The 26,621-nt window shown below is 68.4% G+C and carries 20 protein-coding genes and 1 pseudogene; 11 read left to right on the forward strand and 10 right to left on the reverse strand.

Annotated elements, in window-relative coordinates:
* Position 1 precedes the first annotated feature (1 nt).
* The gene (locus AB0D27_RS25445; RefSeq protein WP_362512984.1) at positions 2 to 1,147 is read right to left on the reverse strand and encodes a hypothetical protein; all 1,146 of its coding nucleotides are present in this window, start codon (positions 1,145 to 1,147) and stop codon (positions 2 to 4) included.
* 50 nt (positions 1,148 to 1,197) lie between these two features.
* Positions 1,198 to 2,040: a hypothetical protein gene (locus tag AB0D27_RS25450; RefSeq protein ID WP_334490548.1), complete on the reverse strand. Its 843-nt coding sequence runs from the start codon at positions 2,038 to 2,040 to the stop codon at positions 1,198 to 1,200.
* 134 nt (positions 2,041 to 2,174) lie between these two features.
* Between AB0D27_RS25450 and AB0D27_RS25455 the strand changes: the two genes are divergently transcribed.
* The 3 genes from AB0D27_RS25455 to AB0D27_RS25465 all read left to right on the forward strand — a co-directional run bounded on the left by AB0D27_RS25455 (position 2,175) and on the right by AB0D27_RS25465 (position 7,864).
* Entirely contained in the window at positions 2,175 to 3,497 is a 1,323-nt protein-coding gene (locus AB0D27_RS25455) for an exonuclease SbcCD subunit D (RefSeq protein ID WP_362512987.1), read from the forward strand.
* Positions 3,494 to 6,682 (forward strand): SMC family ATPase, encoded by a 3,189-nt coding sequence (locus tag AB0D27_RS25460; RefSeq protein WP_362512990.1) that lies wholly within the window; start codon positions 3,494 to 3,496, stop codon positions 6,680 to 6,682. The genes AB0D27_RS25455 and AB0D27_RS25460 overlap by 4 nt, the downstream gene beginning before the upstream one ends.
* 120 nt (positions 6,683 to 6,802) lie before the next feature.
* Positions 6,803 to 7,864, forward strand: a complete 1,062-nt coding sequence (locus AB0D27_RS25465; RefSeq protein WP_362512993.1) for a hypothetical protein — start codon at positions 6,803 to 6,805, stop codon at positions 7,862 to 7,864.
* 271 nt (positions 7,865 to 8,135) lie between these two features.
* Here the strand turns inward: AB0D27_RS25465 and AB0D27_RS25470 are convergent, their stop codons facing one another.
* Positions 8,136 to 9,323, reverse strand: coding sequence for an ATP-binding protein (locus AB0D27_RS25470; protein ID WP_362512995.1), 1,188 nt, complete (start codon positions 9,321 to 9,323; stop codon positions 8,136 to 8,138).
* Positions 9,324 to 9,586: 263 nt separating this feature from the next.
* On the opposite strand from AB0D27_RS25470, the gene AB0D27_RS25475 reads away from it, so the two are divergent.
* Complete coding sequence (locus AB0D27_RS25475; RefSeq protein WP_362512998.1) at positions 9,587 to 10,435, forward strand: PIN domain-containing protein; 849 nt, start codon at positions 9,587 to 9,589, stop codon at positions 10,433 to 10,435.
* Between the two features lie 366 nt (positions 10,436 to 10,801).
* Here the strand turns inward: AB0D27_RS25475 and AB0D27_RS25480 are convergent, their stop codons facing one another.
* Complete coding sequence (locus AB0D27_RS25480; protein ID WP_362513001.1) at positions 10,802 to 12,784, reverse strand: hypothetical protein; 1,983 nt, start codon at positions 12,782 to 12,784, stop codon at positions 10,802 to 10,804.
* 2,052 nt (positions 12,785 to 14,836) lie between these two features.
* Here AB0D27_RS25480 and AB0D27_RS25485 point away from each other — a divergent pair.
* Together AB0D27_RS25485 and AB0D27_RS25490 are read left to right on the forward strand one after the other, a co-directional pair.
* Positions 14,837 to 16,711, forward strand: coding sequence for a DnaB-like helicase C-terminal domain-containing protein (locus AB0D27_RS25485; RefSeq protein ID WP_362513003.1), 1,875 nt, complete (start codon positions 14,837 to 14,839; stop codon positions 16,709 to 16,711).
* Positions 16,712 to 17,332, forward strand: a complete 621-nt coding sequence (locus AB0D27_RS25490; protein ID WP_362513006.1) for a hypothetical protein — start codon at positions 16,712 to 16,714, stop codon at positions 17,330 to 17,332.
* A gap of 90 nt (positions 17,333 to 17,422) precedes the next feature.
* On the opposite strand, the gene AB0D27_RS25495 is transcribed toward AB0D27_RS25490, so the two are convergent.
* Entirely contained in the window at positions 17,423 to 18,349 is a 927-nt protein-coding gene (locus AB0D27_RS25495) for a DUF4238 domain-containing protein (RefSeq protein WP_362513008.1), read from the reverse strand.
* A 60-nt stretch (positions 18,350 to 18,409) separates the two neighbouring features.
* Positions 18,410 to 19,387: a hypothetical protein gene (locus AB0D27_RS25500; RefSeq protein WP_362513011.1), complete on the reverse strand. Its 978-nt coding sequence runs from the start codon at positions 19,385 to 19,387 to the stop codon at positions 18,410 to 18,412.
* A 155-nt stretch (positions 19,388 to 19,542) separates the two neighbouring features.
* Here AB0D27_RS25500 and AB0D27_RS25505 point away from each other — a divergent pair, with 155 nt between their 5' ends.
* The 4 genes and pseudogenes from AB0D27_RS25505 to AB0D27_RS25520 form a co-directional block, all read left to right on the forward strand.
* Positions 19,543 to 20,325 (forward strand): hypothetical protein, encoded by a 783-nt coding sequence (locus AB0D27_RS25505; RefSeq protein WP_362513014.1) that lies wholly within the window; start codon positions 19,543 to 19,545, stop codon positions 20,323 to 20,325.
* Between the two features lie 274 nt (positions 20,326 to 20,599).
* The gene (locus tag AB0D27_RS25510; RefSeq protein WP_362513016.1) at positions 20,600 to 22,288 is read left to right on the forward strand and encodes a hypothetical protein; all 1,689 of its coding nucleotides are present in this window, start codon (positions 20,600 to 20,602) and stop codon (positions 22,286 to 22,288) included.
* Positions 22,289 to 22,413: 125 nt separating this feature from the next.
* Positions 22,414 to 22,716 carry a hypothetical protein gene (locus tag AB0D27_RS25515; RefSeq protein ID WP_362513019.1) on the forward strand — a complete coding sequence of 101 codons (303 nt, stop codon included), beginning with the start codon at positions 22,414 to 22,416 and terminating at the stop codon, positions 22,714 to 22,716.
* Between the two features lie 89 nt (positions 22,717 to 22,805).
* Positions 22,806 to 23,027, forward strand: a pseudogene (locus AB0D27_RS25520) (DUF6300 family protein); the annotation flags it as partial.
* A 39-nt stretch (positions 23,028 to 23,066) separates the two neighbouring features.
* Here AB0D27_RS25520 and AB0D27_RS25525 read toward each other — a convergent pair.
* Both AB0D27_RS25525 and AB0D27_RS25530 read right to left on the reverse strand, forming a co-directional pair.
* Positions 23,067 to 23,678, reverse strand: a complete 612-nt coding sequence (locus tag AB0D27_RS25525; protein ID WP_362513022.1) for a hypothetical protein — start codon at positions 23,676 to 23,678, stop codon at positions 23,067 to 23,069.
* Positions 23,675 to 23,965, reverse strand: a complete 291-nt coding sequence (locus tag AB0D27_RS25530; protein WP_362513025.1) for a hypothetical protein — start codon at positions 23,963 to 23,965, stop codon at positions 23,675 to 23,677. Before AB0D27_RS25530 ends, AB0D27_RS25525 begins: the two co-directional genes overlap by 4 nt.
* 645 nt (positions 23,966 to 24,610) lie before the next feature.
* On the opposite strand from AB0D27_RS25530, the gene AB0D27_RS25535 reads away from it, so the two are divergent.
* Entirely contained in the window at positions 24,611 to 25,189 is a 579-nt protein-coding gene (locus AB0D27_RS25535; protein ID WP_362513028.1) for a hypothetical protein, read from the forward strand.
* 169 nt (positions 25,190 to 25,358) lie between these two features.
* Here the strand turns inward: AB0D27_RS25535 and AB0D27_RS25540 are convergent, their stop codons facing one another.
* Together AB0D27_RS25540 and AB0D27_RS25545 are read right to left on the reverse strand one after the other, a co-directional pair.
* Complete coding sequence (locus AB0D27_RS25540) at positions 25,359 to 25,547, reverse strand: hypothetical protein (protein ID WP_362513030.1); 189 nt, start codon at positions 25,545 to 25,547, stop codon at positions 25,359 to 25,361.
* Between the two features lie 40 nt (positions 25,548 to 25,587).
* Positions 25,588 to 25,770: a hypothetical protein gene (locus AB0D27_RS25545; protein WP_362513032.1), complete on the reverse strand. Its 183-nt coding sequence runs from the start codon at positions 25,768 to 25,770 to the stop codon at positions 25,588 to 25,590.
* Positions 25,771 to 26,621: the final 851 nt, after the last annotated feature.

Below are 26,621 nucleotides of genomic sequence, written 5' to 3' on the forward strand. Positions count from 1 at the left end.
CTCACGCGGCACCCCCGATTTCTCCGGTCAGCTCGGCGCGCAACCGTGCGGCGTGCCGCAGCGCGGCGGCCATGTCGCTCTGGTCAGCGGTCGGTGTCAGCTGCCCGCGGGCCAGTCCGAGGGCCATGGTCACGGTGTCGATCCCGCCCAACTGTTCGCGCACCGCCGGGCCGAGTACGTCCAGTGAGGCTTCCGCGCGGGCGCGGGCGCGGCAGTAGAACGCCATCTCGCAGTGGTTCAGGCAGTCCGGGCGGTACGTCGCGGGCACCTGTTCCAGCGCCTCGGCCAGTTCTTCGGCCGGGCGGCGGGGCTGCTTGTTGTCCTTGTCGATGTCGAGGTCGAAGGTGAGTCCTTCGGGCAGCAGGTCCACGAGGTCGCTGATGCGCTCGATGCGGGCCAGCTGACGGGTCAGGGCGGATACCTGCTTGCGGGCGTCGACGAACGCCGCGGTCGGGCGGTTGGTGAAGTCCTTCGGTGCGACCAGCACGATGGTGTCGGACACGGCCTCCGGGCCGATCCCGGCCTCCTCGAGGAGAGCGCGCAGCGCGATGACGTATGCGCACGCCTGTGTGGTCGCCGACCGCACAGGCGCCGGGTCGGCCTGCCCGTCGATGATCGGGAAGCTCTTGATCTCCACGATGTAAAAGCGGCCGTCGATACGGAAAGCCACCAGATCCGGCTCCAGGAACGCCTCCTGCCCGCCGACCTCGAGGTAGAGCATCGGGTGGTCGAACAGGGTGCCGTCGCCGGTGCCCTGGGCTGCCTGCAGCAGTACCCGGGCAGTGTGGTCGCGGCGGGTCTCGTTGCGGCCGTCGCCGCCGACGTCGTTCAGGTTCAGGTACGCCACCTCGGGCAGCGTCAGCTTCAGCGTCTCGCGCAGGACGCGCAGGAGTTCCGCGCAGCCGTTGTCCTTCACCATCGCCTCGAAGGCGTTGCCGCGGGCGAAGGCGAAGGCGGACTGGCCGAAGGGGGAGGGGTAGCCGGCGTGCTCGGCGATCGCGGCCTTGTCGGATCCGGAGGCGTCCAGCAGGGCCCGCAGCGTGCAGCGCGGGTTGTTCTCCAGGGCGGCCAGCGAGCGGGCGTTGTAGGGCCGGCGCTTTGCGGATCCGCGCAGCGCGGCCAGTCGGTCGTCGACGGGTGCTTTCACGGTGTCGGAGATCCTTGCAGGGGAGAGGGGACTGTTGTTGAAGGAGAGGGTCAGGCCCGGGCCCGCAGGTGTGTGACGCCCTGCGAGGGCGCGCCGAACAGCTGCTGGTCGTCGCTCAGTGACTTGCGGGCCCGCCGCGAGGCCTCGGCCCGGGCGGCTCGGTCGGCGTCGGCGTGCACGTCCAGCTCGGCCCGGGCGGCCTCGATCACCTGCTCCGGATCCAGAGCACTCTCGTGACCGGAGGCGCTTTTCGGCATCGCGTCGGGGATGTTCACGGCGAAGCGCCACAGCAGCCGTAGCGCCTCCGGGCTGGGCCCGCTTCCCGCGGACTGTGCCGCGGTGTGCACCGCCTCGGCGATGCGGATCGCGCCGGTGAGGAAGTCGACGCGTGGTGAGTGTGGTCCGATGATGCGCTGTTCCAGCGTCCAGGTGCTGATGGTGACGAGCGCCCGCACCGGTGTCAGCAGGTCGTGCGCCAGTGCCGGAGGGAGGTAGTACGGCCGGGCGCCGGGGCTGGAGCGGTAGGAGCGCTCCTCGTCCCGGCGCAGGCTGGACAGCTTGGACGCGGACAGCTCGCCCGGGAAGAACGCCTCGTGCACGCCGACGATCAGTTTGGGGGCGGCCGGGGTCCCGAGCAGCATCAGGGCGCGGTGGACGTGCTCACGTGCCGGGAGCTGCGCTCCCCGGGCGGCCGGAGCTGCTTCCGGCGTGGGCCGGGGCGGTGCGGGCGCCGGTTCGTCGGCGTCGAGGAGGGCGTCCCAGGCCCGCTCGGCACGGCGCAGCTGCGCCCGCAGCTCGCTGGCGCGCTCGGTATCACCGGCGGCGGAAGCGTCGCGGATCGCACGACGCAGGGTGCTGATGCTCTTCTCCAGGGCGTCCAGCGGATCACTCATGCCCCAGACGTTACCAGACTTCCAGAGTTTTCCAGACTCTTTCCTGAGATTCGGTGTACAGTCGGCGCCACTGAACCTCCGGCCGAGCGGCGCAGCCGCGGCCGCCCGCCGACCGTCCCCCTGGAGGCGCCCCCGTGACGGCACGCGTATTCCACACCTCCGACTGGCACCTGGGCCGCCAGATCGGCCGCTACCGACGCGACGCCGAAGTCGACGCCGTCCTGGACGAAATCATCGACATCGCCGACGAGTTCGCCCCCGACCTGATCGTGCACAGCGGCGACCTGTTCGACAGCTCCCGCCCGGGTCTGGACGACATACGCCGCGCAGCACAGGCACTGCGCCGCCTCGGCGCGATCGCGCCCGTGGTCGTCGTCGCCGGCAACCACGACACCACTCACGTTCTGGCATTCGTGGAGTACGTCCTCAACGACATGGGCAGCCGCGAACACGACCAGGCCCGGGTCCGCTTCGCCACCGACGCCCGCCCCGACCGGCTGCTCGTCGCCGACTACCCCGCCAAGGACGGGGACCTGACGCTGCGCATCGGCGCACTGCCCTACCTGCACCCCAACCGGTTCACCTACGACTTCGCCGATCCCGCCCTGACGACCGCGACCTACGCCCAGCGGATGCGCACCGTTCAGACCGATGCCTACCGTCGCCTGACCGCGGGCAGCGGCGCCCGGGATATTCTGGTCTTCGCCGCCCATCTGTTCGTCGAAGGAGCCGCCCCCTCCTACTCGGAGAGGAAAATCTCCATCGCCGACGACTACGCCGCCGCAGCCACCGACATGCCCGGCGTCGCCTACGGGGCCCTCGGCCACATCCACAAGCCGCAGCGCGTCGCCCGCGCCGGATTCCCGGCCTACTACGCCGGCAGTCCGCTGCAGATGGACTTCGGCGAGAGGGGCGACACCAAGAGCGTCGTGCTGGCCGAGATCGGCCCGGGCAGGGAGCCCCTCATCGAGACTGTGCCGCTGACCGCCGGCCGCCGTCTGATCCGCCTGGAAGGCACTCTGGAAGAGATCGCGCAGCGCGCCGGCCGGGTCGGAGACGCGTGGGTGAAAGCAGTGGTGAACGTCGAAGCCTTCAACCCGTCCCTGTCCAGCACCCTTACTGCGATGCTGCCGCACGCGACGATCGTCGACGTCGAAGAACGCCGCGCCGATGCAGCCCACCGCGTGCTGGACCGGGAGACCTCCACCAGGGAACTGCCGGGCATCGAAGACCTGCTGCGTGACTATCTGCCCGGCCGCGGCACCACCGGGCCGGCCCTGGACCGTGTCATGGCCGCCTTCGCCCAGCTGCAGGCCGAACCCGACCCCGACGATCCCGCACCGTGCTGCGAGGAGAACCTGCTGACCGCCGCCATCGCAGGCCGCCCCCTCGACAGCATCGACCGCTCCGGCCTGCTGACCGGCACCGACACCAACACAGCGGAGGCGGCACGATGAAACCGCTGGTACTCGCTCTCACCGGATTCCGCAGCTACCCCAGCCTGGCCCGGATCGATTTCACCGGCAAAAGCCTGGTCGCAGCCCTCGGCGACACCGGCGCCGGCAAAAGCAGCCTGCTCGACGCCGTCGTCTTCGCCCTGTTCCGCAAAAGCACCTGGGATGCCAGAGAACCCCGGCATCTCATCGCCGATGGTGCACAGGCCATGAGCGTCGAGTTCACCTTCCTGCACGACGGACAACGCTGGCACGTACACCGGACCATGCACGCCACTAACCCGAACGCCGCCCGGCACCACCTGAAAAACCTGGACACCGGCGAGGAGACCGACGGCGCCACCGCCGTCGACAACCGCATCAAAGCGGTGCTGCAGATGGGCTACGACACCTTCCTGCGCGTCGGACTGCTCCCACAAGGAAAGTTCGACCAACTCCTCACCGCCACACCCAAGGAACGCAGCCCACGGCTGCGGGAACTGTTCGGCGCCGAGTCACTGGAACTGGTCCAGCAGATGGCCGCCCGTCACAGCCACACTCTCCAGGCACTGCTGAGCGACGCGAGAGCCAAACGCGCCCCCATGCCGGACAACCCCAAGCAGACTGCCGCAGAAGCCGACGCAGCCGCCGACGCAGCCACCGCCCACGCCGAACGGCTGAAGACCGCCATCGAGCGCATCACCGCACTGCGGAGCGAGGTCTTGGCAGCCCGGGCCACCGCGGCGTCGGCCACCAGCACCGCCGAAACACTGTCAACGTGCGCAGTGCCCGATGCCGGAGCCGTCCTCGACGCACTCGAGCCCGTCGCCACCGACATCGCCGCACGCCACGACGCCCTGGACCAGCGCGCCGTACACGCCGCAACCCGTGAACTCGAACTGACCGCAGCGATCACCGCGGCAGACGCGGCAGGAGAAGGCCAGGACGCGCTCGCCCAAGCCGCCATGATCCTTAAGACCCTCGCGGCAGACGCCGAGGAACACCGCAGTGAGCGTGACCGGCTCGCCATACTCGCCGAACAACTCGCCGACGAACGCGACGCCATCACCGAAGCCGAGGCAGAACTGGACGAGGACGCCGAACACGCAAAACCGCTGGCCGAGCAGGCCGGTGCCGCCGCAAAGACGAGCAACCAGATCCGCACGTGCGTCACCACCGTCCGCACCGCGCTGACCACAGCCCTCACGGCGGCCCGCCGCGTCGCCGGCACCGCGAGCGCACACGCTGCCGCAGTGGACCGGCGCACATCCGCCCGTGACGATCTCGGCCCAGTGGAGGCGAAAGCAGAGGCAGCACGCAAAGCTGTCAAGGAAGCCGACACTCATCTGGAGGCGCTGCGACAACGCAACACGGCTGCTGCGCTCGCCGCCGAACTGCGCCCCGGTGACGACTGTCTCGTATGCCACCAGCAGGTCCCGGACAACTTCGCACCCCCGACGGATACTCATACGGCCGAGCTGGCCGCGGCGACGGACCGGCTGAGCCGGGCAAAAACCGCACGTGACACGGCCGTCGAACGGCTCGCTAAAGCCCGTGCCGATATGACCGCCGCCGAAGAGGCGGTCCTTGCACGCGAGAGAGAGCACCACAGCGCACAGCAGACAGCACAGGAGACCAGTGCAGACGCGGTGCGCGCCTTCGCAGACCTCGCTGCTCTGGCCGCCGAAACCGACGCAGGCTTCGACGCCGAAGCAGCATCACTCGCACTGACCGCTGCCACCGCAGCCCTGGCTGCCCCGACCGCTGATGGCCCTGCACCACTCGAGCAGAACACAGCACCGATCGCCGACGCGATCGCCGCATGCGAGCAGGCAGCCGTCAGGCACACCGAGCAACTGCAGGCCGAAGGGCATCGCCGCATCGCCGAGGTCGAAGCCGGCCGCAAGGCGCTGGACGAGCGCACGCGAGCCCATCAACGCCACACCGACGACACCGCGAAGGCCTCCGCGCTTCACACCCGTGCCGTGGTCAGGACCACCACCCAGGTCAGCACGCTCCCCTCCCGCATCCAAGCGATGCTGCCGCACGACGCGATCGACATCCTCGCCGATGAGGCAGCCGCTGCCGCCGCCGCTGTCACCACCCGGCAGGCAGAAGTCCAAGAGCTGTTCGACCAGAGGGAAAAGGCAAGGGCGGAGAAAGCCGAGGTACTTGGCGAACAGCGTGCCCTCGACAAGGACACTCAGGTCCGGCTGGAGCACCCGCTGAACCAACTGCGCGGCCGACTGGACGTGTGGGCGCAGGCCGTCACTCAGGCCCTCACGCATCTCGAGGCCTCCGACCAGCACCAGGCGCCGAAGGCCCCGGCCCAGTCAGAGATCGCCGAAGTCCGCACGTACGCCTCCGAACTGTCGACGACCACCTCAACGCTGGGTGACAAGCTCACCCAACGTGCCGTCGCCGCCGCAGACCACGCAGCCACTGCCGAGAACAGCCTCAGCGAGTGCGCCGCCGCACTTACCGATGTCGACGGCTTCGATACCCACGCCGATCTGACAACACCCGAAGCGCTCCACCCCCTCGTTGCCGCAGTCGGACAGGCAACCAAAGAAGCCAAAGACCAGCGCCAGAAGCGGCAGGAAGCGCAGGACCTGATCAAGCCGGCCGCTGACCTGGACTTCGCCATCACCGCGGGCAAGGCCCGCTGTGAAGCCCTGGAAGTCCTGCGCCGCGAACTGGTCGACGCCAAGTTCCTGAACCACCTCACCATGCTGCGTACCCAGGCACTGCTCGGTGTCGCCAGCGACCTGCTCGGCCAAATGTCCGACGGGCGCTTCGGCTTCGCCGACAGCTTCGACATCGTCAGCCGCAACTCCGGCGTCGCCCACCCCCCGAACCGGCTGTCCGGAGGAGAGAAGTTCCAGGCATCACTCGCCTTGGCCCTGGCGCTCGCCGAACTGCACTCCCGCAGCGGCCCGGCCCTCGGCTCCCTGTTCCTCGACGAAGGCTTCGCCGCCCTCGACACCACCGCACTGGACGCCGCCCTCGAGGTACTGCGCACCCAAGTCAACGGGAATCGCCTTGTCATGGTGATCAGCCACCTGCACGCTGTCGCCGAGGCCGTCGACGACGTGCTGCTGGTGGAGCGGACGCCTGCCGGATCGTCCGCCCGCTGGCTCACACCGACCCAGCGCGACGAACTAGCACAGGCCGATCTGGTCAGCGGCCTACAAGCACTGGCGCGGTAGCTGTGCCGGAACCTCTTCGACGAACACGTCGTCTCCGTAGCGTCGTGACCATCCACGACCCTCCTGTTGTCAGTCCCTCTCCGTAGGCTGGCCATGAGGCACGTGAGACAGGAGGGCAACGTGGCCCGCAACGGAATCAACAAGCGTGATCTGGACAAGTGGGCGAGAAACGTGGTCAAGGAGACCAACAAGAGCCTGGAGCGCGCTCAACGACGGAACCCTCCTCGTGTGTCCGCCCAGCTCGATGCCACCGCCAGCGCGGTCCCCGGCGGTGAGGTGATCGGGAGCAGCGGATATCTCGCCCGGCTGCTGCTGTGGTTGGACGGCTCCGCGAAGCAGACCCCGTCGGCGTACATCGACGTCGCCCCGTTCGTTGAGGAGCTCCAGCTGGAGGAGGAAGATCCGGCCATCCTTGCTCTCCAGCTGGAGCAGCACGGCTTGGTAGAGATCCTCCGGGTCATGGGAGGGAACAAGACCCACGTCCATCTCACCGACCCCGGCCGCGTCGCCGTGCGTCAGCTGAAAGACCTGCAGAAGGACCGTGCCGCCCGGATCCGGCACACGATGGACGCCTTGCTGAGGTGGCTCTTCGACACCGCCAGCGACCAGACGCCCGTCGATCCGGCCCTGTTCCTCGCGACGCCCGGCTCGTACTTCGCCGGAACCGAGATCAGCGGGAACGAGCTACACCAGGCGCTCGCCTACCTGACAGAGCACGGCCTCATCCACCACATCGACACCGACCCGGCCACGGTCGCCATCACACCCCAGGGCGTCAGCTGCGCCCTGGTAGGAGGAAGTGTGCAGGACCACATCAATCAGCCCCGCCCCGGCACCACGTACAACAACTACATGCCGAACGCCAAGGGCGTCATCATCGGCGAGCAGCAGCACTTCACCCAGAACAACACCGACGGTGTCGACCCGACGCTGTTCGCCCAGCTTGCCGGGTACATCGGCCAGGTCAGCACCACCCTGGGCATGTCCGACGCGGACCGAGCCGAGCTGGAGCGCGTCGCCCAGGACCTCCACACTGAGGCAACCTCCGAGAATCCTGAGCCGGGCCGCCTGCGTCAGTTCGCCACCCAGCTCAAGGACAAGCTCCTGGAGGCCGGTACCACCATCGCGGCCACGATGGGCGTCCAGATGGCGGAGCAGGCCCTCGCCGCGTTGACCCAGTAGACCCGCCTGCAACACCGAAACTCCCGGGGAGCAACCACCACATTCCCGGGCCCCCGGCTTGGGACCACGTGGTTCAACGGGCGCCGGCGTCATGGTGCGCCAACTGGTCAGGGCGACCGGGGCCGGAGGCCCGCTACCTCTTCGCCAGCAGCTTGGCCGTGCTCACGCGGTCCGCGTCGACGAACGGGTTGACGGTGACATCGAGGCCGAAGAGCGCGTAGATGTGGCGTAGTGCTTCGTAGGCATCGCGTTCCGGATCGCCCAGGGCCCGTCAGCTGTGGTTCCAGTCGTCGCTCGTGGCCGGCTGCGGCGCACCCCGGAACGGGAAGGTCGGGTCATCGCCGGCGGCGAGTACGCGTCCGGGCGACTGGGTGAAGTCCGAGGCGACGATCCGATGTGTCCATGAGCCGTCGACCAGCGGCAGCACATGCCGGTCGACCAAGCGGAAGTACTCCAGCGTGATCTCGGTCAGTACGAACACGCTGATCCTGCGTGCTCCGCCGTCGTAGTAGCGCTCCATTGCCCAACCCAGCATTTCCGAGGTCGCCGACGCGGCCCCAGTGACTGCCCCGTCCGACTCGACCAGCAGCCCGCGACGGGGAGCGTCGGCCAGCAGGAGACCGCCCTCGCGAGGCTCCGGACGCCTGTACACAGAAGCCCAGTTGAAGGCGTGGGCGTCCCGGAGCGTGTCCTGCTTGCTCAGGACATCCCGCAGACCACCGTCGGCATACATGCCGGGGACAAGCCCGCGCGGATGATCGGGCACGCTCTGGAAGAAGAGCACCGGCGTCTCCTCCATACCCAGTGCGGCACGCAGGTCCTCCCGGCTCTTGAAGCGGTCCGCGGCCGGAGCGGGCACGGCCGAGCCAGGTCGGCTATGCCGCACGCGCAGGCCGTCGTTCACGAGCCGGTACACCTCATCCGGCGGGACGAAGGCGGTGGTGTCGCCGTTGCGGATCGGGATCGTCCAGCTGTTCTTGATGAACTGGCCGTCGTCGTTGATCCCGCGCGTGACGAGTGCCCACCGCTCGGACTCGGGCAGCGCCGGTACCTCGAGCACGAAGTAGTGCCCGGCCGCCTCCGGGTCGCCTTCGGGGTGGTCGTACCAGAAGAACTTGACCTTGAGCAGCGGGCGTACGTACTCCGTGAGGACGTCCTTATAGGAGTCGGTGTTCACCACCTTCTTGTCGAAGGGCGTCACCTTCCCCACGACCTCGTAGAGCTCGTTCGGCCGCTTCTTCGCCTTGAAGCCGCACACGATCAGACCGCCGCCGGCGTTCGCGAACGCGGCAACATCCTTGGCGAGTTCGAACTTGCCCTTGTGGGTGCTCAGGTCGTACGGCCCGTTGGGAGGGACGCTCTTGAAGTCGACCCACTCGCTCTCCGGAGTGCCCACGATCTCGTACGGCTGCTGCGCGGTGAGGTAGGAGACGAGCTGAACCATGCTGTCGGCGGCCATGCCGCCGGAGCCTACGCGCTCGAGGCCATCGTCCGCACCGAGTATCGCGGTGCACCGACCTGCGACAACTGCCGCGTATACGGGCGCGACAACTGTTGCGCGAGCCGAATGTCCGCCTTGGCGTTCGCCCACGTCACCGCAGGCGTACGGGCCTTGTGGGGAGCCGGTCTTGCGCGTTGGCGTCGCTGCCTCTGCACCAGCCCGTGGCCGTCTCGACGCGCTGACGGGAGGGGCCTGTCAGCGGCGTGCGGCATCATCGGCAGATGGCCTCCACACCTGCCCCGCCGACGTACCTGGATCGCCTCCGGTCGGACCTGGACCTGATGGAAGCGGACTTCCTGCAGGTCCTCGCGGACTCACAGATCCGGAACGTTGATCCGAACCGCCACTCCAACGGCATTGTTCACTTCGGAGCGCCGAAGTGGGGCTGGGTACCCAGCAGTCCCGAACTCGAAGCCCGAAGGATGGAGCTGCTGGGGCGAGTTCGTGAATGGGAACCGCTGTTCCGGCTCCTGTTCCCGCACCCGACACCGGAGGTCACCAAACGCCTCGACAAGAGCCTTGCCCTGCTGCAGCGCTGGCTTGAGCGTCCCCGGGACACCACCATTCCTGCCGCCGTCGAAGGGGCCGCCGACAAGATCAAGGAAGCGGCGGCCACGCTCCGGAAGCTGGGCGAGCTCTTGCCCGAGGACAAATGGCCGGTGCGCGTGACGGTCGACACGAACGTGCTGCTCGATGACCCCGACGTGGCGATCTACACGTCCGTGCTTGGCAAGCGGTACATGGTCCACCTGTTCCCGGTGGTCCTGCGGGAACTGGACGACAAGAAGCTCGGCGGCCGCACCCCGGACCTCCGGGACGCCGCGAAGAAGGCGGACCGCCGCCTGAAGGGGCTGCGGACCAACGGCAACGTGCTGCGCGGCGTACGGGTGGCCGGCGACGTGCACGCCATCTTCGAGCACATCGAACCCAAGGGCGACACCCTGCAGAACTGGCTCGACCTGGACGTGCCGGACGACCACTTCGTGGCCTCCACTCTGTTGCTGCAGTCCCGGCACCCAGGTTCTGCGGTCTATGTGGCCACGAGAGACATCAATCTTCAGGCGCCTTGATGGAAATGGGTGGCCCCGGTCTGGGGGACCGAGACCACCCATGGCGGTGGGATCCGCGATCAGCTGCGCCGGGTCAGCGCTGCTGGATCCACCGGAGAATCCGCCGGTCGCGCTGGCGTCCAGGGCGCCGGCGGCACCGCGGACGATGCCGTGGCCCGCTGTACGGGCGAGAGAGCGCAGGCGATGGCGGCGCCGCCGTCCACGAGCTGCCGCAGCCGGGTCCGGGCTGTTCGTGTCGTGCCGGGTCGTCTGGCCGGGCCGTGGCTCCTCGATGGTGCTCATCGGTGGCCCGATGTCCGGCCCGGGTGTCTGCCGACCGCTGTGCCGCAGGAAGGCGGTACGGCCGGCAGACACCCGGGCCAGAGATCAGGTGGCGCGCAGGCGGCTCACGGTGCCGGTGAGGTCGAAGAGCTGGTTGCGGGTGCCATCGAGCCACTGCTGGGTCACGGTGCCTGTCGGGCCGAGGTGGAGCGCGTAGGCGGCCAGCGCCGTATCAGCGAGGGCCAGCTGCTCCGAGACGTTCGTCTCGTGCTGATCATTCGTGATGATCTTCCCGGGGCGCCGGTTGTGCCAGGCATGACGCAGCCACTTGTCGGTGGCGGGCACCGGTTCGCCGTTCTTGGTGACCGGCTCGTAGCGGGTGCCGTTCGGCGGCGGGCTGTCCTGGACGACCTGGGGCGGGATGACAGCACCCTGGAACTGCCAGTAGGTGGCGACGATGGCTTCGGCCTGGCGTCGGCCCCATGCGGCTCGCGGAGTGGCGCCGTCGGTGAGCATGCGGTTGACGAAGGCACTGGCCTGGCCGCGTGGCCGGGTGCTGGCCTGGGAGCCGTAGGCGGCCTGCAGAATCCCGCTGGCGGTTGCCGCGATCAGCGTGCGAACGCGCGCCTCGGCCAGAGCCGCCGTCCGCAGCCGAGGCGTCGGATTGACGGTGATGTCGTCGATCACTTCGTGGAACGATCGCTGCACGGGCTCCGTGGGCAGGCTGTTCGAACCGACCAGCAAGGATTGTGCCGCGGCCGCGTGGTACTCGGCCTTCGCGCGGGGCAGGCAACGCCGCACAAGGTGTGCGACGACCTCACCCCTGTTGTGCACCTGCGGGCTGCCGGCGCCGCCGTTCAGGCCGAGGTCCTCATAGACACGCTGGGCGGCGGCTGTCCTCCGGCTGAACGCCCACACCGCGAGCAGGGCCAGATACTCCAGCTCTAGTCCGTCGGGGCGGTCGGAGGGAAGTTTGAGGTACCGCGCGATCGTCCGGCCGTAACCGGGGACGGCATCCAGGACTCCGGCGTCGGCGAGTTGGTCCACGGCCTGCTCCGCGAGCCGCGCCGCCCCGGTCCCGCCCGGCAGCGAGGTGGCGTCGTTGTGGATCGACTCGTAGCGCCGGGTGATGGACGCGGAGAAGTCCGCGCGGTCCTGCTCCCGGTAACCGGCGACCACCACGGAGGCCGTGGTGGTCCAGCTGTTCACCGCCTCCAGAGCGAGCCTGGCCGGGATGCTGACCTCCCGGTCCCGGCCCTTGTGCCGGACGGTGAAGTCGACGGTGCCGGACGACGTATCCGTCTCGTTCAGCGCGGCCCGCGCGGCGCGTACCGCCGCGCCGAGATGGTCCAGAATGAGGATCTGCTCCTGGGCGGGCAGGGTCGTGAATGCCAGGACGTCATAGGGGAGACCGGTTTCCTGGCAGAACCGGCACAAGGCGTCCAACTTGGCGGCGACCCGGCCGTGGCCGTCGATCACCAGCAGGCCCCTTGCCAAGATCTTTCCGGAACTGTCCACGACGCGGGCCAGGGCTACGTCTGCTGGCCGGCGCTGACCTTCGGTGGTGACCGTCGCGATGGAGCGGCCCGACATGCTGAGCCGTACCTGCTCGAGCGCCCACCGCTGCCGCGCCGCGGTCCAGTCCAGCGCCTGCGGCCCGGAGGCCAGGAGCTCCAGGACTGCGGTCTTGCCCGGTGCGGTCGCAGCGGGGAAGGGCCGTGCGCCGAGGATCTCCTCGGCGCCGCTGTAGTCGCTCTGCTCCAGGTCCCGGATGTTGGAGACGAGTAGCAGATCGAGAGTGTAAAGCCGGGTACTGGGGGCGAGGACCTGCCGGACACCGGCCAGTACGCCGCCGTTGAGGAAGCCCAGTTCCTCCCCGGAGCCGGCGAAGTCCGCGGGGAACAGCGGGCGTACGGCGCCCGGTTCCACGCATGCTCGGGCGAAGATCGCGCGGCCGTCGTCGTCTGGAGTCCAGTCCGCCTGGGAGACGGCGGGACAGCCGCGGATGTTCTTCTGCAGGTGCTCGGTGGCGTCCGTGGGGGCACGCTCGGGGATCGTGGGCAGGACCATATTGGCCGTGCTGTCCATCGGAGTTTCTACCTTCGGTCGGCAGGACCGGAGCAGCACGTGCTACCCGGACCGTGACGTGGAAGGGCGCACAGGGTGAGTCCTGGGCTCCCGGCCAGATCGGATCCCGGCCGTAGCCGGGCCTGCGTCTAGGCCGGCCGCGTACGGAGGCATCAGGGTGCGATTCCGGCCTTGGCCGGACCTGGCGATCCCGAACCGTGCCCGTACGGGGCGCGATGAACGGTGAGCTTAGCGTAATAGCTGGGCTCCGTATTCCATTTCGGTCAGAGGGAGTTGAGCGTCATCGCGGAGGCGAGCGGGCAGGACCTGTCGCCGGATCCCGGACTTTGTCCTTCCGCTAGAGCAGCAACCATGTGGCACGTCGCTGTGATGGCTTATGGGGGAGTGGTCATGCGCGGCCGCCCAAGGCCCAGCCCCGAGCGAGTCGGCTCGGGGGCGACCGAGTCTCCAGCGTGTGCTCCTGACGATGAGCTCGAGGACGAGACCGAAAGGCAAAATGCAGACCGTCGAGCAGGCCGCCCTCCGCGCTCAGCTGAGGGCCATGGCAGAACCTGGCACCCCATGGAGCGGGCCGCCGCTCGCGCCTGACGGCTCCCGAGCTGAGGGCCTGCCGCCCTTCGCCCACCGTCACCCCCCGGAGGAAGGACCAGGCCCCGTGATCACACGAGACCCCGACCGTAGCGTTACATAACTCCGGCGAATATTATGTACCGTCAGCTAGACTGAGTGGCAGCGTTACATTTTTTGGCGGCGCGGTCGCTCCGCACCCGCTTGGCGGCCGACTGCCCCACCTGTCCCTCGCAACCCGCTTGCCGCTTCTGCTCTTGGAGTCCCCGGGTGTCCTCCTCGCGTTCATCCCACACCGCTGGTGAGGCGTCTTCCGGCGCTGCCGTGCCGGACAATTCCGCCCACACTGCCCCGCCCGCAGCCCCGACGGAGCCGTCCGACCCGGCTCCGCGCTGGGCGGGCCACTGGCCCCTGAGTTTCCCGACACCTCCGTCCACAGCGGCCGAGACAGCCTCCGAAGACGCCGACCGCCGACACGGCGAGGACACTCAACCCGAGTCAGTTGAGGGCCCGTTGGACGAGCCGGGAACAACCTCCACAGCCCCTGACGCGGAAGCACCACACGCCTTGGCGCGCACTGGCCCGGCGACGCTGCACGGGGCCCGCAACGCACTCAAGCAGCTGATCGACGCCGCCATCCAAGGGCACCCCACACCCCTGACGCGCGGCCCGCACCATGCATTGCTCACCACTCCCACCCACGCAACCGAACTGGGCTGGGACCTCATCCAAGCCCCCACCCACAGCTTCGCGGACGCCCGCAAACAGCTCGGGGATCTGATCCGGTACGGCGCCGAGGGCCACCCCCAGGTGCTGTGCCGCCACAGGACCCCCGTCGCCGTACTGCTCCCCGCAGCCGCGGACGGCACCCCCGCCCCGCCCGCACCTCACGCCGAGCCCGCGCCTGACACAGCGGCCCCGGCTGCAACATCAGCCGCGGACTCCATCCCACCCCCTGAGGGTCAGCAAGCAGTCCAGAACCCCCTTCCGGCCACACCAGCAGCCGAAGCCGCCAAAGACTCCGCCCCCGCGCCGGCAACTACCCCTGCCGAAGCGGCCGTTGCCCCCACCACGTCCTCGGAACCGCAGCCGGAACCGGCGCCGGCGCCGGCAGCCCACGAAACGCCTGCACCTTCCGATACGCCCCCCGCCTCGCCCGGCACCGCCCCAGCGCCACTGACCGCCCTCACCGGCTCGCCGGCCGCTACCGCTCCCACCCCCGGCACTCCAACGCTCCAGGCCCCGGTCACACCGCCGACCGCCTTCTCCGCACCCCTCTCGGCCCCGTCCGAGCCGGGCCCGTCGGCCCCCGCTCCTGCGACGCCTGGCACCGGTCGCGAGACCGTCATCCCGGCCAGCGGCCCACTGGTTACCCCTGCGCCGCGCACCCCGCGACGCCTGGCCGCACTCGCGCAAGCCTTGGACACCGTCCTTCCCGCCACCGTCCCCACCGGTGAATCCACCACACCCACGCCCCTGATGGGCTTGTCGACCGGCATCCGCGCCCTGGACGACGTCCTCGGCGGTCTCCAGCCCGGCCGCTTCTATCTCGTTGCCGCCGCCCCGGGCGCCGGATCCAGCCTGATCGCCACCGCCGCCGCACGCACCAGCGCCCTCGACCAGCACCAACCCGTCCTGTACGCCGCCTCCGGACTCACCCGTGCCGACATCGCCGCACGCATCGTCGCCGCGCACCTGCCCGTCGACTACCGCCGTCTGCGAGCCGGCCGCCTCACCCCCACCGAGCAGGACGACACCGCAGCACTCCACCACCACCTGGCCCAAGCCCCGCTCTACATCGACGACGGCACCGACCTGACCACCGACGCGATCGCCGAAAGCGTCCCGGACCTGCCCGGCCTGGCCCTCGTCGTGGTCGACCGCCTCCAGACCACCGAGGACCCCCGGCTGCCGCTGTCCGGCCCGGCCCAGATCACCGGCGCCGCCCAGGCTCTCGCCCACTTGGCCCGCACGCACGAACTCCCCGTCCTCGCCGCCGTCGACACCGACGACCCCCACCTGATCGCCGCGCTCAGCCTCGACATCACCGTCACCTTGGCCCGCGACGCCGACCAGATCCACGCCACCGTCACCGAACGCGACCTCGGCCCGCAGGCCACCCTCACCCTCCACGCCGACCTCGCCCACGCCCGCATCACCGACCCCACCCACCCCTACGCCAGCCCCGTCACCTCAGCACCCCAGACGCCCCCGGCCTCGATCCCGCACGCCCCCGCACAGACCCCGCAGACGCCTCTCCAAGCCCCCACCAGCCCGCCCCCGGACCCCACACCCACCCGGCCCGCCCCGACGGCCCACACGGCCGCCCCACGAAGGCCATCGCCCCGCCGCACCCCCGCCGCACCCCCACCCCAAGGCGGCTACGCAAACCGGGACTACAGCTACTTCACCGGCATGATCACCCGCGCCGTCGACGAAGCCCTCCACGACCACGACGGCGACATCACCACCGCAACCGAAGCCCTGGTGAAAAAGGCCGTACCGAACGCAATGGCCCTGTTCGAAGCGACCCGCGTCGGCGGAAATTACGAACACACCGTCTACCCGGAAACCCTCGAATTCCTCCGAAAGAAAACCAAAGACGGCGCCGACGAAATCTGGGAAGGCCGCCACAACTGGACCAACACCCACCTCACGGACGCCCTCCAAAACGGCACCCACCCCCCGATCACCGTCAACGCCCTCGACACCAACGCTAGCTTCCTGTCCGCCTTCAAGACCCACCTGCCCATCGGCGCCCTGATCCACGACCCCCACGGCGGCTTCGACCCCAAACGCTCCGGCATCTACCGCCTCCCCACCCGCCCCACCTGGCACCACCCCGACCTGCCCGACCCCATCGGCAACCGCCGCGAAGACGGCCCCGTCCTCCTCGACGACGCCACCATCCGCCTCCTCATCCGCTGCGCCCGCCTCGGCCTGTGCGAGGCCCCACACATCACCGAATGCTGGACCTCCGGCACCAGCGAAGGCCTCCTGGAAAAATTCCGCCGCGTCCTGACCGAGGCCCGCACCAACGCCCTCGAAACCGACGACACGGTGACCGTCGAATACATCAAAGCCATGTATTCAAAATTCACGTCCACCATCGGAGAATCAAGCGTCAACCGCGACATCCGCCGACCCGACTGGATGCACATCATCCGCTCCCAGGCATTCGCCAACCTCTGGTACAAATCCCACCGGGCCCACAGCAACGGCCTGACCGTCGTCCGCGTCCGCGGCACCGACGAACTCCACGTCGCCGGCGACTGGCGCACCGTCTTCACCGAAGGCCGCCTCACCACCCAGATGAAACAAAAAGACCAGTACCCCCTGCCGAGGAAGAGCGCCCTATAGATGTCGACCGACGGATGGAAAAACTTCGGCAACTACGGCGCAGACCGCGACCCCGGAAACGTCCACGGCAAAATCGCCCTCGCCCGCGCCCTCGAAGACGCCCTCGAACGCATGATCATCGACGGCGGAATCAAATCCCCTGTCGACACCCGCCGCGGCCTGAAAGCCCGCATGCGCTACCTCACCACCACCAAAGGCGGCCCCCAAGCCCTGGCCGACGCCGGCATCCACGCCAGCCCCACAACGATCCGCGCCTGGACCCGCGGCACCCAGCGCCCACGCCCCGCCAACCTCGAAGCGATCGACACCGCCTACTGGAACCTCCGCGCCCACAACGTGCTCGCCAACCCCGGCGCCCTCAAGCAGCACCTCAACCGCAACGGCCGCGGCACCCGCATCGAGATCCACCCCGTCAACCAAGCAGCCGTCGACGAGCCACGCCGCCGCGACAACCTGAGGATCCAGCACCGGCAGGTCCGCTACATCTGGGACGACGCCGTCGACGCCCTCGTCGCCAGCGACCTGAACACCATGGAAGACCTCTGGGACGACATCATCGCCGAACTCGACTCCGACTGGGGCGCCTACACCTACGTCTCCTACATCGGCATCGGCGCCTGACACGACCGCCAGCTACTGGCCAGGCCGTCCCAGAGCGACGCCCGGCGTCCCCTAAGACGAGAACCAGGTCCTCCGCGTGGTCTGGAGCTTTCAGCAGCTCGCGCGGCCTGCTCGCCGTCGTTTCGCCGTCTTTCTTGCGAAGGCCTCCAGCCTCGTGCTCTGAGGGTGCATGTAGACGTAGCGGTCGGCGGCGAGGATCTGCACGGTGTTGATCTGGTTCACGAGGGTCCGAGGGATGGTGCCGATCACGTTCTCCCGTCCCAGGGCCAACAGATGGCGGGGCGCGATGGGCAGGACGATGGAGTGCGCATCACCGAAGGCCATGTTGCACGAGAAGGGCGTTGTGTCCGTACGCACGGACACCCCCGGATTGTCGCCAACCAGGAACTGCCCGCTTTCCGGAGTCAGGACCTCCAGCTGCCAGTTCGCCGCCATGGCACGCACCTTGTAGAACATGTCCTCGATGCTGGTGCGAAACAGCTTGCCGCTTCCAAAATCCTGGGCAACCTCGGACTGCTCAATGAGGCGCTCGGCGAAGGCATCGAGAGCGCCTGAGCCAGCCAAGTGGAACCCGGTTTGCCGCAGTGCCTCGCGACGTAGCGGCTCAGGAAACTGCCTGACGAGCTGATTACGGAGCCTCACGCTCACAGCTCCAAACGCGTTGGTGTACACCTCGCGATAGCGGTACGACCGCACATAGTGGAGCACGACCAGGTCGCGCAGGGCCTCAACGTGCCGGGGATCGGCAAACGGGGTGCCGGCACGCACGGCCTCGAAGGCAGCGGGAGCGCGCCTCTCAACAGAGCTCCACAAATCCTCGGCAGATGGGGAGTCGAACGCAACGAAGGCGTCGGCCCAACCGCACGCCTTTGTGCTCGTCAACTTGTTCCGACGTTCCGGATGGCGCACATCGACGGGACGCAACTGAGGGCCGCGGTCTACCGGTCCCGCCATGGTGAACTGCTTGAGCAGAACCTGCGAGACGAGGTGCTGCCGGGATACTTGAGCTGCCTTCACCCATCAGATTCTGTCAAGCGCCCGGCGGAGAGTGCCAAGGGTTTGATCGCCCGCAGGAAGTCAGCTCGAGTCGATATGACCGTGGCGGCGCAAGAGGCGTACGAAGAAGTCGGAGAGTTTGTCGCCAGCCTGCTCCGCCCAGAGTTCGTGACCGCCGATGCGGTACACCTCATAGCCCTGGAGCGTGAGGTCGCGGTCCTCCGCGACCATCGAGGCGTACCGTACAGGGTCAGGCAGCCAGCCGACGCCAGGTTGCTGCCCCGAGGTGTGGCCAGCAGGGCGGGCGTAGTGCTGGAGGCCGTCGACTTCGATGACCGCTCGAGCCCGATTGTTCATCAGCAGCAGGAAGTCCATCCGCTGGCGGGCAAGGCGACTGGCCCCGCCCAATTCGCCGATGGTGTAGGGGTCGTAATGGAGATAGACCTGGGGAATAAGCGCCGGGAGGTCAAAGCCGAGCTTGACATAGGTGTCGAACACCAGCAGTTCAGCACCGTTGTCACCGAGGGAGCGCCGCAACCGCTCCCGAAGAGAGATCCGCGCCTGTGTCGGGTCGCTCGCGTGCTCAGGGTGCTGGCGAACCCACCAGGTGACCAAGTCCTGCCAGCTCAGCCCGCGGTTCTCCAGCGGCTGGTCGTACACCAGGCAGTACTGCTCGTTCTTGACGATGCGGATGGTGTTGCTGATGGAGTCCGGCAGCACGATCTGCGGCTTGGGGCCGTCGGCGGCGAAGATGAGGTTCTTCAGCTCCCCGGAGACGCCCTGTAGTCCCAGCTGAGCCAGCAACTGCTGTAGGTCGTCATCGCCGTACTCATCGATCACTCGACGGGCTATCGCCATCAGGTCCGGGAGCGACTTGTCCTCCAGCCGAGCCAGAACGTAACCCCTCTTGCTGTTGTACGGATCCTCGTCTGGCTGCTGCGGGGTGAGCCCCAGGTACTCGCATACCGCCGCAAGCCGGTTGGCCTTGACATGAGCCCACAGCACCTCCGCGATGGCATCCCGCAGCTTGAACGAAGGCACTCCGGACGGCAAGGTCACTTCGCCATCATGAAGGCTCAGCACCCGGCGCGGTAGCAGTGTGGGTTGAAGGAAGCGATCGCGGCGGTGCAGTCGATGTCCACTCGGGCGGCCAACCTGGGTGAGTTCTGATCAAGTAGATGACGCTGATCCACAGTTTGAGCAGGATGGTGCCCATGACGACATTCATCGACCCAGGCGCGGGAAGACGAAGTGCCTCGATAGCCGAGATCCGGGATTGGGCACTCGTATGGGACGCCTATGACCCGGCAGTCCACGGGACGCGAGAAATGCCCGGCCTCTACCTCGGAGCCCGGCACGAGAACTGGTGGGGGAGCACCCTGTCCCTTGAGCAACTCCTGGAACTGGCACAAGGTCATGGGATCCCAGTTGCGTGGGTTCCCAGCGCGCACATCCTCCGCGAACTTGCAGCGGCCGGCCCTGGCCACAACGACAAGTTGGCCGTCCTTGCTGCGGCAGAGGACGACATTCGCGCACTGTGCCGCGCTCGCCTGGACGAGTGCGACGACCTGTGGCTTACCGCCGAGGTTGAGGCGGGTCAAAAGGCGGTGGCAGCGTGGGACGACGGTCATCGCGAGGCTGCGGCAACCCTGGCCGTGGCTGCACTCGAACAGATTCTGTATACCTTGACCGAGACAAAAGATCGTACGAACGCGGCTCTCGGCAAGATCGGCAAGGAGAAGCCGAACAGTTATCTACCAGCTCGGCAGTACGTCTTCGCTCCCTTGGCCACGCTCTATGCGCAGTACCGCCCCGAACGAAGCGACCCACTGCCTGACAACCTGTCACGCCACGCTGTCCTGCACCACCTACCGCTCGACCACCTCAATCCTGGGCACTGCATCATCGCCGTGATGCTGCTGGTTTCGGTACTGCGCCAATCTCAGGAACGGGCTGATGACATCCGATACGACTTGATGATGAGCGCTGAGGACTGAGCCAATAGGCCTTGACACCCTTGCTTGCGATGACCGATAGGCGAAGACACCAGCTCAAACAGCTGCCCACTCCGCCTACCGCACATGGCTGTGCAACCCCGGCGATGACCTGCCCATCGATCGATCAGGAAGAACTCCTGTGCGAGATCGGTCTGTCCGGCGACGATGTCCGTGTGGAGGTATGAGCACCCGGGGCACGGTGTGCGCGGGGCGTCGAGAACGGTGTCTGTGATGGCCTGCCGGGGGCAGCTGATCCGTCGCTGATAATCGCGATGTGTCTGTCCATCCGGAGCTCACGGAGACCAACGTCCGGCTCCCGCCCTGCGCCTTCGACGCGCTGGCCGCTGTCATGGCCAGGCAGGGCACCTCACGGGATGCGACCGTGCGGCGGCTGCTGGCCGAACACGTCGAGCGGCAGGAGCAGGAGTACCCCGAGGACAGGCTGACCCACATCTCCACCGTGCTGCGCTATCCGCCGCCACCGCGCTGGCGGAAGGATCCCCGCCAGGACCGGCCCCTGCGGCTTCGGGCGAGCCCCGACCTCCTGCAGCGGGCCCGCGCAGCCTCGCTGGTCCTGCCGGGGCAGTACCAGCGCGCCTTCCGTGACTACCAGAGCCGGGTGCTGACCGATGCGGTGGTGACCGCCATCGCGGTGGCCGAGCCCTTCACGGACGACTTCCTGGACGGGCTGCTTCCCCTCCTGCGCCACCGTGCGGCCCGCAACCTGTGGAAGCTGGCGACGGCCGCGCTCTGCACCGGTCCGGAGACCGAGCTGCTGGACGCGGCCGCGCGGGTGCGCGCTGCGACGGCCTGGACATCTGAGGCCGTGCTGAGCGCAGACGGGGATCGCCTGCTGGCGGTCGCGACCGCCCTCGAGGAAGACGTGGCCTGGCACTCCTCGGCCCGTTTCCAGGTCGCGGCCAATATCGCCCGCGACCGGCTCACCGGACCACAGGCCGAAGCCAACGAGCGGCTGCTGTACGAGGAGGGCGAGGCATGGGAACTCCTGCACCAGGACACCCTCCACGCCGACGAGGAGCACCGGGCCCACCTGCGACGGGGGACAACGAGCTACGACTGGAGCGGGCGCGGCGGGACCGCGGTATGGCGGGCCGAACGCCAGGTCAGTCTGCACGACTTCGAGGACTGGCTCACCGGCCGCATCCAGACGGACACAGACGAATACAGGCTCCACCCGCCCGGCTGGGTGCTGTCCCGCCCGCCCGGCTGGCACGCCATTGCCCCCGCCCCCACGCACACCGGCCGGCTGCCGCAGCCGTACGCGGCATGGACGGACGAGGGCCGTGCCCTCGCCTTCCCCTACCGCAACCGGCTGGCCGTGTGGCCGCTCCAGCACAGGCCCGGCCCGCCGTCCTTCGAGCCCGTGCCCGGAGCCGAAGCGCTGCTCGCCGCGGCCACCGACCTGAAGCCCGAGCAGGTCCTCGGCTACATCGAGGCCCTACTCGTCGACTGGAACCACCAGTTCGACGCCGAGGATGACCCCGACCTCCGCCTCGCCCTCGACATCCCCGTGGGCCCGGCCTACGACTTCGGCCTCATCAGCGCCGAGGAACGCCAGCGCGCCATGGCCGAGGCACGCGCGGCGACCCTGCACGACATGGACGAGATCATCGACCTCCTCACCGACGATGGCTGCGACGAGGAGGACCTGCAATACCTGCGGCAAGCGCGTGGCAGCGTCCGTCAGTTCAAGGATGAGGCCACCCGCCTCGACGCGAGGATCGGTGCACGGTTCCAGGTGCACAAGGCGACATGGACGTGGCCGGGACTGTCGGTGACCGGCGAATTCCTCGCCGGAACCTCCACCGACCTCGTGCAGTGGCTGGCCCCCGTCGCGCACGCCCGGAGCTCCCTGATCGCGCAGCAGTCGATGCAGCAGGCCTGGAGCCACGCGTTCGACCGCTTCGCCCCCAGAACCCGCAGCTCACGACGACACGTGTGACACCCACCGTTACAACACCGAGGAACCCTCTTCGTAGAACTGGATGCAAGCCGAGCAAAAACGCCCGGATTACCGACATCCCGCGTACCGCCACGTGTACGCCCGCCCGAGGGGGAAAACCTTCGATGCACACGAACCGACCACTGATCTCATCCGCCGCCACTGGCATCAGCGGCCTCGCCCTGGCCCTGACCGGCGCCCCGTGGTGGCTGACCGCCGTGGCCTTCACCTGCTTCGCCCTCGGCCTGCTCGTCATCGCCATCCAGTCCGTCTTCCCCCAGGACTCCGCACACCGGCTCGCCTGGTGGCGCGCCCGCTGGCACCACCAGCAGCGCCGCCACACCCCACGCCCGGCCCGTCACCAGGCCCTCCGGCACACGCAGACCCCCGCCATGGGCCCCGAGACGCCCGACCGCCACGGTGAGTGACCGTCCACCATCCACTGGAGATGCCGCGGCGGTAGCCCCGGCCGCCGCACTCCCCGGGCCCTTCTTGCGATCACCCTCCGAAGGATGACGCCCAAGGGCGGCCCATCCACATGGAGTTGTGCGCCGCCTGCGACACCGGCGACCCGCACCTGCCGGCCGCAGGCATGCTGCTCCAGTTCTTCGCTGACGGCGGCGGCCACGACCTCAGCCGCTCCGAGGAAGGCGCCACCCTGCTCATGAACTGGACCCGCGAATGCATGGCCGCGCACGGCTGGGACTGGCAGGACCCCACGGACTGGCCCCCGGCCTGAAACACCTCGGTCCGGTGCTGTTGCGAGCGGCGTGCTGGGTCAGGGCTGGCGGTGATGCGGGGCGTGCTGGGCGGGCTGTGCGATCTGGGCGCGGTGCCATGCCTGGCGCCAGGGGTCGAGAGCGTGTTCGGGGATGCCGCAGCCGGTGAGGAAGGCCTCGTACTGGCGCTGGTTGGTGGGCAGGCGTTCGCGGTTGACCATGCGGGAGGCGTTGGTGACGGGGAGGACGTACACCTTGTCGCCGGCCATTCCGGCGCGGCTCTGGAGGGTGCGCAGGGGCGGGGCGCCATCTTTCTCGTAGGCGGCGGCGAGCGCGGTCAGGAGGTCGGCCTCGTTGCGCACGCCAGCGGGCGCGGGGGCATTGAGGGTGCGCAGCCGGCCGCGTTCTTCGATCCGGGCCCGGCGCCACCACCGTTTCGCGTCGGTGACGGCCCGGGGGTCGTCGGTGATCGCTTCGACGTAGGTGATCACGTTCTCCTCGCGCGGCACCGGCCCGCTGGTGCGGGCGGTGCGCTGGAGGGTGGACACCGACAGGCCCGTGCGCCGGGAGAGTTCGGCCCAGCTCGGGCCGTAGAGCATGTGCAACTGGGTGAGGAAGACGCTGAGGGCGGTCCGCGCCCGGGTGGGCGGCCTGCCGGCCCGTACGGTCACGGCCGTGGCTCCTGCGCCGCGCGGACGGCGGCCGCTGCGAGCGCGCCGGCGAGAGGGCCGGCCGCGTGCCTGCCGGTGAGGCGGACGCACGCGACGACGAACGCGGTGCCGGCCGCGCCACAGCTGCTGACGAGTGCGATGACGTCGCCGACGGACATGCCGCTCATGGCGAGCACGCCGCCGATGACAGGAAACGCGACGACACCGGCGACCTGCGCCGCTGCGCGGGGGCGGCCGGGAGCGCCGGGGACAGGCTCGGGCGCGGACAGGGGGACGACATGAGGCACGCGGGCACTCCTGGGGCACGAGACGGCCGCCCGCACATGGGGTGCGGGCCGCCGGAGAGACGGACGGGTCGCAATGGACCGGCATCCGCAGGCAGTTGGCGCTGTCTGAGCGCGGGGCCGGTGCGCCGAGCATGCCACGGGCGCGCACCGAACCGCCTCCCCCGATTGTCCTGAATGTCCGCCATTTGGTCAGGGCCGTTCCAGCGGCGGACATCACTCAGTGACACCGAGCATGGCGCTGTATGGCGCTGATACGGATCTGACTCATCACGACCAGCTACCTCGCCACCACTTCAGCTACTGTCCGCCACGGGATTGGTCATCGGTGTTCCGGACCTGCTTGCCCCAGGGCGAGTACCGGGCTCATGATGCGTGGCATCCGCTGACCGGCCCAGCGGGCCGGCGGCGCTCCTGAGGCTGTACGGGTCGCGATTCCGCCGCATCAGGACACCCCGCAGGCCGTGTTGGCGCACGTCCTGCCCGGCTGGGGCCCGGCGCACACCGTGCGCCGGGCCCCAGTACGTGAACCACCGCATGCGGGTGTCGTAAGCCGACGCGCGGGGGAGAAACTGCAGGTCAGGCGGCTGATATAGCGGATCGGGGATAAGGGGTCCGAAGCGGCGGTCGGCGGGCTACGGTGCTGTGGTGAGCGACGAGGTGGGGCTGCCGGAGGTCGACGACGTCCTGCCAGCGGCTTTTGAGGCTCAGGGCGAGGCGGGCGTACGGGCATTGGGACTGCTGCGGGATGCGCGCCGGGTGCTGACCGGGGCGGGGTTTGTACGGCTGGAAGAGGTGGCCGCGGCGCGTGTGCGATCCGCGGCGGACGCGCTGCCGGGCCTGCCCGGCGCCCCGGTCACGGCGGGCCTGAAGCCCGCGGTGGACGCCTACCAGCCGCCGACCGCCGTCGAGGACTTCCCACCCGGCCATCCATCCGCTAAGGCTGGCACCCCTGACCCGGCCAACTCCAGCTCCAACTCCGGGGCCGCACAGGGCCCGTCGGCGGCGGTGCACGCCAGGTGGGAGCGGGTGTCGGCGGCAGCCGGGGTGCTGCGCGGCGAGCTGGAATGCCCGGGCGGTTTCCATCGGGCGCGGGCTCGCGGCATCGTCGAGCGGCTGCTGGGCATCCCGCACGGCAGTGCCGCAGGCCCCGGTGCGGGACTGCAGGGGGTGTCAGTTGAACATCGTCATCTGAGTGTCAGTGGAACTGGCTTCCTGGCCTCGTGATTGGCGCTGACGGGCGGTGCTCATCTGGCACTGGCATGAGTGACGAGAGGCCATGTCATTCTCGTGCAGACTCCCAGCTGCCTCCCCGCATGCGCCAGGTGGACCAGAACTCGATCGAAGCCATTCCGGCCACGCGCAAGCGCGTCGTACGGCTCAGCGACGTCTCCCGCTACAGGGTGCGCGCCGACATCATTTCCCCGACGGCGATGACCAGCTGCTGCATCTGCGCGAGCCGCTGTTCCCGTTCCGCGATGGCGGCATCGGCCCGCTGATGCCGCCGGGTCAGCCAGGTGCCAAACCATGTGCCCAGGAGCGTTGTTGCTGCGGCGAGGGCGGCGCCGACGACGATCCCGATCACGGCCACACCCTGCCAAGAGGCTGACGCTCGTGACCGCGAATCAGAGATCCGGTGTGATCGCGGCGATCAGGACGCGCAGACAGCGCACGACGTCCTGGTCGACGTCCGCCTGGTCCAGGATCTCGATGGCCGGGGCGAGCACGTCGATGAGCTGGCCGGACCGTACGGCTGGCGGCCCGTCGCACAGCGAGGCGCGGAAGTACGGCCCGGTCCACTGGCCCATGGCAAGGCTTTCAGCGAGCTCTCGTTCAGCCTGCTCCGGAACCCACTGCCCGGCCTCGTACGCGGCAAGGAGCGCGGCCGTGCCCTGGCCGCACTGCGGCGGCGAGCGCGATCGTCGTCACGTGCTGTCCAACGACGCCGCGCCGCGCGCGGCACGGCTGCCGTGCCCAGGAGACGATGCCACTCCATGTGATGGTTTGCGGGGAGGTATTGATTGAACGTCGCTGCCTGGGCATCAGCGGCGCAGGCGCGGCCCTTTGGTCGTTGACGCTGACGGGTGATGCTTACTCGTCAGCAGCATGAGCGACGAATGATTATGCAATTCTCACGCCGACCACCAGAATTGGTACAGAAATCCGCAAAATCCCACCAGGAAATAGATAATGTATGTAACGCGGAGCGAATGCGCCAGAAATGTAAACTATTTTTCTCGGCGCGGAGTTACAGAATTCTTCTGGCAAGTTTTTCAATCATTCTTTTCAGGCGTCAAAATGCCTCAAGAGGTCCAGACCACTGCTCTCGGCGCGGAGAGTAGTCGGTACATAAATTACGTACCGGACGCGAGAGCGTTACATAATGGGTACACATTAGATAAAGGGGCGGCCCGGAGGGCGTTTCAACGGAAGTTAAGGTCCACCTCGCCACCAGAACAGAGCCGCGCCCCGCTATAAGATAAAGATGCAGGTCAGAGATGTAGCAGGGTGGGAGGGGCACCAAGCCGATCGTTACATAAACTGTGGGAGCTCGTAGCATCAGTTGGGAGGGCCTCCGGGAAGCCGGTCCGCGGGCCCGGGAATGCGAGATTTTCTCGTTGGGTTGAGGTTTCCGTGGAAGGGAGCGGGGGGAGGACGG

Source organism: Streptomyces sp. NPDC048415, from assembly GCF_040651675.1.
Lineage (GTDB): Bacteria > Actinomycetota > Actinomycetes > Streptomycetales > Streptomycetaceae > Streptomyces.

Bases quoted from the DNA above. Each gene is read 5' to 3' on its own strand.
- AB0D27_RS25450 (WP_334490548.1), bottom strand. From the start codon at position 2,040: ATGAGTGATCCGCTGGACGCCCTGGAGAAGAGCATCAGCACCCTGCGT.
- AB0D27_RS25460 (WP_362512990.1), top strand. From the start codon at position 3,494: ATGAAACCGCTGGTACTCGCTCTCACCGGATTCCGCAGCTACCCCAGC.
- AB0D27_RS25470 (WP_362512995.1), bottom strand. From the start codon at position 9,323: ATGGCCGCCGACAGCATGGTTCAGCTCGTCTCCTACCTCACCGCGCAG.
- AB0D27_RS25475 (WP_362512998.1), top strand. From the start codon at position 9,587: ATGGCCTCCACACCTGCCCCGCCGACGTACCTGGATCGCCTCCGGTCG.
- AB0D27_RS25480 (WP_362513001.1), bottom strand. From the start codon at position 12,784: ATGGACAGCACGGCCAATATGGTCCTGCCCACGATCCCCGAGCGTGCC.
- AB0D27_RS25490 (WP_362513006.1), top strand. From the start codon at position 16,712: ATGTCGACCGACGGATGGAAAAACTTCGGCAACTACGGCGCAGACCGC.
- AB0D27_RS25505 (WP_362513014.1), top strand. From the start codon at position 19,543: ATGACGACATTCATCGACCCAGGCGCGGGAAGACGAAGTGCCTCGATA.
- AB0D27_RS25515 (WP_362513019.1), top strand. From the start codon at position 22,414: ATGCACACGAACCGACCACTGATCTCATCCGCCGCCACTGGCATCAGC.
- AB0D27_RS25545 (WP_362513032.1), bottom strand. From the start codon at position 25,770: ATGGGCCAGTGGACCGGGCCGTACTTCCGCGCCTCGCTGTGCGACGGG.